This window comes from Flavobacterium sp., from assembly GCF_029242675.1.
Lineage (GTDB): Bacteria > Bacteroidota > Bacteroidia > Flavobacteriales > Flavobacteriaceae > Flavobacterium.
The window spans coordinates 1-10302 of sequence record NZ_JAQWTM010000143.1; the positions used below are offsets into that span (position 1 = coordinate 1).

A 10302-nucleotide genomic window follows, 5' to 3' on the forward strand; every position below is an offset into this window, starting at 1 on the left:
TAAAGGAAAAATAAAAAATCAAGCCTATAGTAAGGAAGCAGAACCGATTCGGATTTTGAAAAAAGACCGTACAGTTGAGGATGTTATCGAATCATCTGACCAGCTAAATTTGAAATCATTATCGAAAGCGGTTACGAAATATTATGTTTGTTTCCCAAAACAACTGATTTAAATAAACATTTAACATCTATTTTTTTATATTTTTGTGGCAATGAAAAAAAACACAACATTTTTTTTGAATACGAGGACCCCTTTTTTGGGCGCTTTTATTCATTTGCCAATACAAACCATAACCAACTAGGATGAAATTTACAGCAGAACAAATAGCAGGCATCTTAGAGGGAGAGGTAGTGGGAAACCCAAAGTCTGAAGTACACGAGTTATCTAAAATAGAAGAAGGTAAGGAAGGCTCTTTAACCTTTTTATCAAACCCAAAATACCAAAATTACATATACACTACCAAAGCAACAATTACGATTGTAAATAAAAGCTTTGTTGCGGAGGCTGAAATAGCAACTACTTTAATCAAAGTCGAAGATGCTTATTTAGCTTTCTCTAAATTATTAGAATTTTACGATCAAGCTAAGGGAAATAAAAGCGGTATCGAGCAACCCTCTGTCATTGCAGAAACGGTGCGTTATGGTACTAACTTATATTTAGGAAGCTTTAGTTACATTGGTGCGAATACCAGTATTGGTGATAACGTAAAAATATATCCCAACTGTTTTATAGGTGATAACGTTGTCATTAAAGATAATGTCACTATTTTTGCAGGTACGAAAATTTATTCGGAGACGGTAATTGGACACAACAGTGTAATCCATTCAGGCGCTATCATTGGAGCAGATGGATTTGGTTTTGCCCCAAGTGCAGATGGGACGTTTAAAAAAATTCCGCAAATCGGAAACGTAATCATAGAAGATAATGTAGATGTAGGATCGTGTACAACCATAGATCGTGCGACAATGGGTTCGACAATTATCAGAAAGGGAGTCAAATTGGATAATCAAATTCAAGTGGCGCACAATGTTGAAATTGGAGAAAATACCGTTATTGCAGCACAAACCGGAATTGCAGGTTCAAGTAAAATTGGTAAAAACTGCATGATAGGCGGGCAAGTAGGTATCGCAGGACATTTAACGATAGGTGATAATGTACGCATACAGGCGCAAGCTGGAGTAGGAAGAAATATAAAAGACAATGAGATTTTGCAAGGAAGTCCTGCATTTGGATATAGTGATTACAGTAAATCCTACGTTCATTTTAAAAACCTCCCAAAGCTTGTTGCTGAAATAGAACAATTAAAGAAACAAATATTAAACCAAAAAAATGGAAATAATGGTTAAACAGAAGACCATCAATACAGAAGTCTCCTTAACAGGAGTGGGGTTACACACAGGTAAAGAAGTGAAGATGACTTTCAAGCCTGCTCCAGTAAACAACGGTTTCACTTTTGTACGAGTAGATCTAGAAGGGCAACCCGTAGTGGAAGCAGATGCAAACTACGTTGTTAACACACAAAGAGGAACTAATTTAGAGAAATTAGGAGTTAAAATTCAAACACCTGAGCACGTTTTAGCTGCTTTAGTAGGTTGTGACTTAGACAATGTAATTATCGAATTAAATGCTTCTGAACTGCCAATCATGGATGGTTCTTCTAAATATTTTGTAGAAGCACTTGAAAAAGCAGGAATCGAAGAGCAAAATGCCAAACGTAACGTATATGTTGTAAAAGAAGTAATTTCTTTTACAGATGAGGCTACAGGAAGCGAAATATTAGTAATGCCAAGTGATCATTATTCGATTACTACAATGGTAGATTTTGGCACTAAAATATTAGGTACTCAAAACGCCAATCTTAAAAGCATCAACGATTTTAAAACAGAGATTGCTTCTTCAAGAACCTTTAGCTTTTTGCACGAATTAGAAACTTTGTTAGACAATGGTTTAATTAAAGGTGGAGATTTGAACAATGCAATTGTTTATGTAGACAAAGAAATTTCGGACGCCACTATGGAGAATCTGAAAAAAGCTTTTGGTAAAGAAACGATCAATGTAAAACCAAACGGTATTTTAGATAACCTTACCTTGCATTACCCTAACGAGGCTGCAAGACACAAATTACTAGATGTAGTGGGTGACTTAGCTCTAATAGGTACAAAAATTCAAGGAAAAGTAATTGCCAATAAACCGGGTCATTTTGTAAACACACAGTTTGCTAAAAAAATGGCAAAAATTATCAAAATCGAGCAACGTAACTATGTTCCTGTTTATGATTTGAATTTAGAGCCGTTGATGGATATCCATAAAATCATGGCTGTTTTGCCTCATAGACCACCATTTTTGTTGATTGATCGTATTATTGAGATGTCAGAAACGCATGTGGTAGGAATGAAAAATGTGACGATGAACGAGAACTTTTTCGTAGGTCACTTTCCAGAAGCACCAGTGATGCCAGGAGTTTTAATTGTGGAAGCTATGGCACAAACGGGAGGTATTTTAGTTTTAAGTACCGTTCCTGATCCAGAGAACTATTTAACTTATTTCATGAAAATTGATAACGTAAAGTTCAAACATAAGGTGTTACCTGGAGACACATTAATTTTTAAATGCGATTTAATTACTCCAATCCGACGCGGAATTTGTCACATGCAAGCGAATGCGTATGCTAATGGAAAATTAGTTGCTGAGGCCGAATTAATGGCTCAAATTGCCAAAAAACAGTAATTTTTTTGTTGATTTGGTTGATCGTTCAGTCGGTTAATCCAGTAAACAGTTAAACGATTAAATAAAGATTATGAATCAACCTTTAGCATATGTTCATCCTGGCGCAAAAATCGCCAAAAATGTTGTCATCGAACCTTTCACTACTATTCACAATAATGTTGTTATTGGTGATGGTACTTGGATTGGGTCCAATGTAACGATTATGGAAGGCGCAAGAATTGGAAAAAATTGTAATATATTTCCAGGAGCAGTAATCTCTGCCGTACCACAGGATTTAAAATTTGGAGGTGAAGAGTCATTAGCAATCATTGGTGATAACTGTACTATAAGAGAATGTGTGACTATCAACAGAGGAACAATCGCATCAGGTCAAACGGTTATTGGAGACAACTGCCTTATCATGGCTAGTGCGCACATCGCTCATGATTGTCATGTAGGTAACAATGCAATCATCGTAAATGGTGTATTGCTTGGAGGTCACGTTACAGTGGGAAAATACGCCATTATTGGCGGACTGTCAGCAGTTCATCAATTTATTAATATAGGTGATCATGCCATGATATCAGGAGGTTCTTTGTTAAGAAAAGATGTTCCCCCTTTTACAAAGGCAGCAAAAGAGCCTTTATCCTATGTCGGAATTAACTCAGTTGGTTTACGACGCAGGGGATTTTCACCAGAAAAAATAAGAGAGATTCAAGATATTTATCGCATCTTGTATCAAAAAAATTATAATACGACCCAAGCTTTAGGAATAATTGAAGCCGAGATGGAAGCAACTCCGGAACGAGATGAAATTATTGATTTCATCAGAAACTCTTCGAGAGGTGTTATGAAAGGATACACGGGTAATTATTAGTTTTCAAAATTAAATATAAATCGCTACCGGCAAATTGCTAGTGGCTTAACGCAAATAAAATGGCATCTACATCAGATATTAAAAACGGATTGTGTATTAAGTACAACAATGATATTTATAAAATCATTGAATTCCTTCATGTTAAACCAGGAAAAGGACCTGCATTCGTTAGAACTAAATTAAGAAGCTTAAGCAACGGTAAAGTATTGGATAATACTTTTTCGGCTGGACATAAAATTGAAGAAGTACGAGTTGAAAATCATAAATTTCAGTTTTTATATCCTGAAGGAGATGAATTTCATTTTATGAATACAGAATCTTTTGAGCAAATTTCTTTGAACAAAAACATTTTAGACTCACCTGATTTGTTAAAAGAAGGAGAGAGTGTAATGGTAAGTATTAATACCGAAACGGATTTACCACTTTCAGTAGATATGCCAGCTTCAGTTATATTAGAAGTTACTTACGCAGAGCCTGGAATTAAAGGAAATACAGCTACTAATGCAACTAAATCAGCAACTGTTGAAACAGGAGCTACTGTAAACGTACCTTTGTTTATTAACGAAGGTGATAAAATCAAGATTGATACTGCTTCGGGTTCTTACATGGAACGCGTAAAAGAATAGATTAGACCTTTTTTAGAAAATGTGACACTAGTTGCTAGGTCACATTTTCTAATTTTTATCCTTTTAAAGTAATTTATGAAATTTTCTAGAAAGTATTCTTTAGATGAAATTGCGACACTTATCAACTGCGAATTCGTGGGTGAAGCTAGTTTTCCGGTTTCAGGTATGAATGAAATTCACGTTGTAGAAGAAGGTGATATCGTTTTTGTAGATCATCCTAAATACTATGATAAAGCATTAAACTCAGCAGCAACCATTGTTTTAATCAATAAAAAAGTGGATTGTCCAGCGGGGAAAGCCTTACTGATTTCTGATGATCCTTTTAGAGATTTCAATACCCTTACAAAGCATTTCAAACCTTTTACTGCAGCTACGGCAGCAGTCGCCTCTTCGGCTAGTGTTGGGGAAGGTACCATCATTCAACCTAATGTATTTATAGGGAACCATGTTGTTATAGGTAAAAATTGCTTGATTCATCCTAATGTGGTTTTATACGATCACACCGTAATCGGAGACAATGTAATCATTCACTCCGGCTCTATTCTTGGTGCTGATGCTTTTTATTACAAAAAGAGAGAAGATGGATTTGACCAATTAATATCAGGAGGTAGAGTAGTTGTTCAAAATAATGTTGGAATTGGAGCGCTTTGTACTATAGATAAAGGAGTTACTGGAGATACGATTATTGGAGAAGGAACGAAATTAGACAACCAAGTTCATGTAGGTCATGATACGGTTATTGGAAAAAAATGTTTAATTGCTTCACAAACAGGGATTGCTGGTTGTGTAATAATCAAAGATGAAGTTACTATTTGGGGACAAGTTGGTACCACTAGTGGAATAACTATTGGTGAGAAAGCGGTTATTTTAGGTCAAACTGGCGTTACAAAATCAGTTGAAGGCGGAAAAACCTATTTTGGAACTCCAATTGAAGAATCAAGAGAGAAATTGAAGCAATTAGCCAATATCAAGAAAATACCAGAAATTATAAGTAAATTAAAATAATTATGACAGCAAAAGAGTTTGTTCAAAAATTTTATAAATCAGATGCTTTGATTGATAGCACTGTTATGAAGGAATTTTTACATCCGGATGTGAAGCTAGACTGGAATAGTAGTACAGGTTTTATTCAGCTAGATGCTTCGTCCTTATTAAAATTAGCTGATGAATTGGGTCAAGCCTATGTTCGTTCTAATATTAGAATTAGCCACATAGTTGCCGAAGATAATTTAATTAGCGTTCGTTATGCTCATTTTGTTAAAACCGTTGAAAACCCCAGAGAAGAGATGTTACTAGCGCATTTTATGACCATTTGGGAAATAAAAGATGATAAATTATATCGTGGGTACCAAATGAGTCAATTATCTTAATTTATTTTGGTAGTAAAAAGGCTCAAAATAATTTTCAAAACCTTACTTTTGCAAGACAAATATAAAAATCACATAAAATAGATATCATGAGTGTTTTAGTTAATAAAGATTCCAAAATAATTGTTCAAGGATTTACAGGAAGCGAAGGAACTTTCCATGCTTCTCAAATGATTGAGTACGGTACTAACGTTGTTGGTGGTGTAACTCCAGGAAAAGGAGGATCTACTCATTTAGACCTTCCAGTATTTAATACTGTTAAAGATGCAGTTGAAATCGCTGGAGCAGATACAACAATCATTTTCGTACCACCCGCTTTCGCAGCTGATGCTATTATGGAAGCTGCTGATGCAGGAATTAAAGTTATTATTGCTATTACGGAAGGAATTCCTGTTGCTGATATGATCAAAGCGAATGCTTACGTTAAAGAAAGAAACGCTAGATTAATTGGACCTAACTGTCCTGGTATTATTACTCCAGGTGAAGCTAAAGTAGGTATTATGCCAGGTTTTGTTTTCGAAAAAGGAACTGTAGGTATTGTATCTAAATCAGGAACATTAACGTATGAAGCGGCTGACCAAGTTGTAAAACAAGGTTTAGGAATCACTACTGCTATTGGTATTGGTGGAGATCCAATTATTGGAACTACTACTAAAGAAGCAGTTGAATTGTTAATGAACGACCCAGAAACGGAATGTATCGTAATGATCGGTGAGATTGGTGGTCAACTAGAAGCAGATGCAGCACACTGGATCAAAGCAGATGGTAACCGTAAGCCAGTTGTAGGTTTCATCGCAGGAGTTACAGCTCCAGCAGGACGTACAATGGGACATGCAGGTGCTATTGTTGGTGGATCTGATGATACAGCTGAAGCTAAAAAACAAATCATGAGAGAATGTGGAATTCACGTTGTAGATTCTCCAGCTGAGATTGGTAAAAAAGTAAAAGAAGTTTTAGGATAGTCACTATTTGACTAATAAATAAAGAAAGCCTCACATTTTTGTGGGGCTTTCTTGTTATAAATTGAATTAAAGGAATACCTTTGCACTTTATTAAAAATAGGGGACAAGTCGTCTGTTATTTTAGTAAATGAAACATATGGTTGTAGTAATCCTCACTTCTTGTGGGGTATTTTTTTGTGAAAGCCAAATAAAATAAATAATAAAATATGTATAAGGAATTAAAAAAATTCAAGGTAACTAATCAATTTTCATTTTCAACAACGGACAGCTTAGAAGAAGTTTGCAACGCATCTGAAGGGAGTGGTGTGTTTTTAGTGTACGCTGTAGCGGAAGAAAAAGAACTAATCATGGTAGGTTCTACTGGAACGGTACAGAATGATGGTAGCTTGAAAATAAAAAATGGTGGTTTAAATGACAAAATTGTTGAAGGGCACCAATTTGCAAAAACAGGAAGAAAATATTCTTGGCCAGCACAAATGATTAAAGAAGATATTAGTCTTATTGAAGTGGTTTGGTACGAAACTTTCAATGATAAATCAAAAGCAATCCCTACAGCAGTAGAAGGACAGGTGCTACAAAATTTCTTAGATGAAAACGGTAGATTACCAAGATGGAATGTGGCTTTCTAGTCTGTTTCTAAAAAAATAATTAATTTATATAAAGCTTTACTTCGGTAAGGCTTTTTTTATGGTAAAATGATAAAAGTTATGATTTTGTTCTTGTTTTATTAATTTATGTACTATTTTTGCAGCCGTTATCACGAATCTCATTATGAGATAGCAACCTGCAACAACGAGCAAGGTGCTAAAACGATAAGCCAAATCCTTTGGAAAAAATGTTGTTTTCACACAAACACTATCGGATTTTTCTTGTCGTTCTAATTGTTTCATTTAGTACACATTTTTATGACAAATCATTTTAGAACAAAAGGAAATGCCTGGGCATTAATTCCGTTATTCATTTTTATTTTCACATTTTTAGGAGCCGGAATCTGGCTTAACGATTTTTATGCTTTTCCGTCGCCAGTAGCCGTGGTTCTTGGAATTATAGCTGCCTTTATACTTTACAAATCCAGTACAGATGCTAAAGTAGAAACCTTGATTGCAGGCTGTGGCGAAAGCAAAATCATGACCATGTGTTTGATTTATTTGCTAGCCGGTGCCTTTGCAGTGGTCAGTAAAGCAATGGGCGGTGTTGATGCCGTGGTAAGTCTTGGAATCAATAACATTGATGTGGCTTATTTTCCGCTAGGGATATTTTTAATTGCTGCTTTTTTGTCAACTGCAACGGGAACATCAGTAGGTGCGATTGTAGCGATTGGTCCTATTGCAGTGAGTTTAGCAACTTCTAGTGGAGCTTCGTTACCATTAATTGCAGGAGCTTTATTAGGTGGCTCGATGCTAGGTGATAATTTATCAATGATATCAGATACGACTATTGCTGCCACACAATCATTAGGTACCGACTTGAAAGATAAATTTAAAATCAATTTATTTATTGCTTTTCCGGCTGCAATTATTACCATATTGCTTTTCTTTTATCTAGGGCTAAATTCAGATATTACCGCTGTGCCTATTGCTAAAACCGACTTTGAATGGATCGCCATTGTTCCTTATGTTTTAGTGATTGTGCTTGCTCTAGTTGGGGTAAATGTTTTTACAACTTTGGTAATTGGAACTATAGCAGCGGGATTAATAGGTTTGTATGGGAATCATTTTACGGTCATGGAATTTACCCAAAAGATCTACGAGGGATTCACCAGCATGACCGAGATTTTTTTATTGTCGATGTTATCAGGTGGTTTAGCAGCGATGGTGGATAAAGCAGGTGGCATTGATTACATTCTGTATCAAATAAAAAGACGAATCAAAAGCAAGAAATCAGCGCAAATGGGAATTGGAACTTTGGTTGGATTGACCAATCTTGCTATTGCTAATAATACGGTTTCGATTGTAATTACAGGGACGATTGCCAAGGAAATTAATGATGAATACGATTTGAATCCTAAGAAAACAGCAGCAATACTGGATATATTTTCGTGTGTAATTCAAGGGATTTTACCCTATGGTGCGCAAGTTCTTTTGATTTTGAGCTTTGCCGATGGCAAATTAGATTTTTTCGATTTAATTGGGAATGCTTTTTATCATTTGTTTTTATTGTTGTTTACTGTGGTGGCTATTTATGCTGGTTTTTGGGATAAGTTAGTGCATCGTTATTTTAACTATAAACTTCCTGTTTTTTGAAGGTAATTCAGATTGAAATTTTTTTTAAAAAAGGAAATAGTATATATTTGACGAGTCGTTTTTAGCCCTGATAGAAGTGGAAATCCTTTTTTATACGCGGTAGCGGATTAAAAAGATTGCAACGGATAGCAGGAATAGCTTCAAATAAAAAATAAACTAATTTTTGAATATGAAATTACTAGAAGGAAAGGTTGCCATTATAACAGGCGCAAGTCGTGGAATAGGAAAAGGAATTGCTGAAGTTTTTGCAAAACACGGCGCAAATGTTGCTTTTACATACAGTTCATCTGTTGAATCAGCGCTTGCTTTAGAAAACGAATTGAACGCTTTAGGAATTAAAGCAAAAGGATACCAATCTAACGCAGCGAATTTTAACGAAGCACAAGCGATGGTAGATGCTGTAATTGCTGAGTTTGGTACAGTTGACATCTTAATCAATAATGCTGGTATTACTAAGGACAACTTATTAATGCGTATGTCTGAAGAAGACTTTGATAAAGTGATTGATGTGAACTTGAAGTCGGTTTTTAACATGACCAAAGCGATTCAGCGCACTTTCTTGAAACAACGCTCAGGATCTATCATTAATATGAGTAGTGTGGTGGGAGTGAAAGGAAACGCGGGACAAACGAATTATGCTGCCTCTAAAGCAGGAGTAATTGGTTTTACTAAGTCGGTGGCATTGGAATTAGGATCACGTAACATACGTTGTAATGCGATTGCACCTGGTTTTATTGAAACGGAAATGACTGCTAAATTAAACGATGATGTTGTTCAAGGATGGAGAGACGGAATTCCGTTGAAACGTGGCGGAACGACTGAAGATGTAGCAAATGCTTGTTTGTTTTTCGCCTCAGACATGAGTGCGTATGTAACAGGTCAAGTGATGAATGTTGACGGAGGAATGCTTACTTAAGAATTAAAATTCGGGAAAGTTATTGGGATTTACTGATGACTACTACTGAACACTGAATACTATTGAATTATGACAACACCTACCTTGCTATTACTATTTGTTTCAATATTAATAGCTGCTGGTTTATCCTATTTTCAATACTTATATAAAGCCAAAAACAAGTCGAAAGTAAACTTGTTTTTGGCTTTTTTGCGTTTTTTATCCATTTTTGGAGTGCTGCTTTTATTAATTAATCCAATAATTTCAAGCTCTACCTTAGAAATTATAAAACCTTCGCTAGCGATAGCAGTAGACAACTCAAGTTCTATCGCGAACCTAAAAGCAGAAACTACCGCAAGCTTAATTGTTAAAAAACTACAAGAGAATCCAGCCATCCAAGAAAAGTATGCGGTGCAAACCTATCAGTTTGATAGTGAAGCGAAGCCACTTGATACATTGAATTTTAAAGGAAAGCAAACCAATTTAGATGCGATAGCAAAGGATTTAAAGGTTATCAATAAAAACGTCGTTTTTCCTACCATTTTAATTACTGATGGAAACCAAACCACAGGCTCTGATTATGTTTATAGTTTTGATGCTAATAATGCAGTATTTCCAGTTATCAT

10 protein-coding genes, 2 pseudogenes and 1 riboswitch are annotated in these 10302 nt (G+C 35.5%); all 12 genes and pseudogenes read left to right on the forward strand.

The features are described from left to right. Positions 1-172 (forward strand): annotated as a pseudogene (locus tag P8M54_RS05670) (phosphohydrolase); the annotation flags it as partial. A gap of 130 nt (positions 173-302) precedes the next feature. Continuing rightward, on the forward strand, positions 303-1346 hold the full coding sequence (gene lpxD / locus P8M54_RS05675; protein ID WP_300286094.1) for a UDP-3-O-(3-hydroxymyristoyl)glucosamine N-acyltransferase: 1044 nt from the start codon (positions 303-305) through the stop codon (positions 1344-1346). Next, on the forward strand, positions 1339-2727 hold the full coding sequence (locus P8M54_RS05680) for a bifunctional UDP-3-O-[3-hydroxymyristoyl] N-acetylglucosamine deacetylase/3-hydroxyacyl-ACP dehydratase (RefSeq protein WP_300286114.1): 1389 nt from the start codon (positions 1339-1341) through the stop codon (positions 2725-2727). The genes lpxD and P8M54_RS05680 overlap by 8 nt, the downstream gene beginning before the upstream one ends. A 70-nt stretch (positions 2728-2797) precedes the next feature. Next, positions 2798-3583, forward strand: coding sequence for an acyl-ACP--UDP-N-acetylglucosamine O-acyltransferase (gene lpxA, locus P8M54_RS05685; protein WP_300286097.1), 786 nt, complete (start codon positions 2798-2800; stop codon positions 3581-3583). 59 nt (positions 3584-3642) lie between these two features. Next, positions 3643-4209 (forward strand): elongation factor P, encoded by a 567-nt coding sequence (gene efp / locus P8M54_RS05690; protein WP_300286099.1) that lies wholly within the window; start codon positions 3643-3645, stop codon positions 4207-4209. Between the two features lie 75 nt (positions 4210-4284). Beyond that, a complete protein-coding gene (locus tag P8M54_RS05695) occupies positions 4285-5214 on the forward strand; it encodes a UDP-3-O-(3-hydroxymyristoyl)glucosamine N-acyltransferase (protein WP_300286101.1) in 930 nt (309 codons plus the stop codon). A gap of 2 nt (positions 5215-5216) precedes the next feature. Next, entirely contained in the window at positions 5217-5579 is a 363-nt protein-coding gene (locus P8M54_RS05700) for a nuclear transport factor 2 family protein (RefSeq protein WP_300286103.1), read from the forward strand. 86 nt (positions 5580-5665) lie between these two features. Then, a complete protein-coding gene (gene sucD, locus P8M54_RS05705; RefSeq protein ID WP_300286105.1) occupies positions 5666-6538 on the forward strand; it encodes a succinate--CoA ligase subunit alpha in 873 nt (290 codons plus the stop codon). 206 nt (positions 6539-6744) lie between these two features. Then, positions 6745-7167 (forward strand): hypothetical protein, encoded by a 423-nt coding sequence (locus P8M54_RS05710; RefSeq protein ID WP_300286107.1) that lies wholly within the window; start codon positions 6745-6747, stop codon positions 7165-7167. Positions 7168-7287: 120 nt separating this feature from the next. Beyond that, positions 7288-7384: riboswitch (SAM-I-IV-variant riboswitch) on the forward strand. A gap of 59 nt (positions 7385-7443) precedes the next feature. Then, on the forward strand, positions 7444-8781 hold the full coding sequence (locus P8M54_RS05715; RefSeq protein ID WP_300286110.1) for a Na+/H+ antiporter NhaC family protein: 1338 nt from the start codon (positions 7444-7446) through the stop codon (positions 8779-8781). 169 nt (positions 8782-8950) lie between these two features. Then, on the forward strand, positions 8951-9697 hold the full coding sequence (gene fabG / locus P8M54_RS05720; RefSeq protein ID WP_300286112.1) for a 3-oxoacyl-[acyl-carrier-protein] reductase: 747 nt from the start codon (positions 8951-8953) through the stop codon (positions 9695-9697). A gap of 69 nt (positions 9698-9766) precedes the next feature. Continuing rightward, positions 9767-10302 (forward strand): annotated as a pseudogene (locus P8M54_RS05725) (hypothetical protein); the annotation flags it as partial.

Coding starts and splice junctions, on each gene's coding strand:
- lpxA (WP_300286097.1), top strand. CDS start 2,798: ATGAATCAACCTTTAGCATATGTTCATCCTGGCGCAAAAATCGCCAAA.
- P8M54_RS05710 (WP_300286107.1), top strand. CDS start 6,745: ATGTATAAGGAATTAAAAAAATTCAAGGTAACTAATCAATTTTCATTT.
- P8M54_RS05700 (WP_300286103.1), top strand. CDS start 5,217: ATGACAGCAAAAGAGTTTGTTCAAAAATTTTATAAATCAGATGCTTTG.
- P8M54_RS05715 (WP_300286110.1), top strand. CDS start 7,444: ATGACAAATCATTTTAGAACAAAAGGAAATGCCTGGGCATTAATTCCG.
- efp (WP_300286099.1), top strand. CDS start 3,643: ATGGCATCTACATCAGATATTAAAAACGGATTGTGTATTAAGTACAAC.
- P8M54_RS05695 (WP_300286101.1), top strand. CDS start 4,285: ATGAAATTTTCTAGAAAGTATTCTTTAGATGAAATTGCGACACTTATC.
- sucD (WP_300286105.1), top strand. CDS start 5,666: ATGAGTGTTTTAGTTAATAAAGATTCCAAAATAATTGTTCAAGGATTT.
- P8M54_RS05680 (WP_300286114.1), top strand. CDS start 1,339: ATGGTTAAACAGAAGACCATCAATACAGAAGTCTCCTTAACAGGAGTG.
- lpxD (WP_300286094.1), top strand. CDS start 303: ATGAAATTTACAGCAGAACAAATAGCAGGCATCTTAGAGGGAGAGGTA.
- fabG (WP_300286112.1), top strand. CDS start 8,951: ATGAAATTACTAGAAGGAAAGGTTGCCATTATAACAGGCGCAAGTCGT.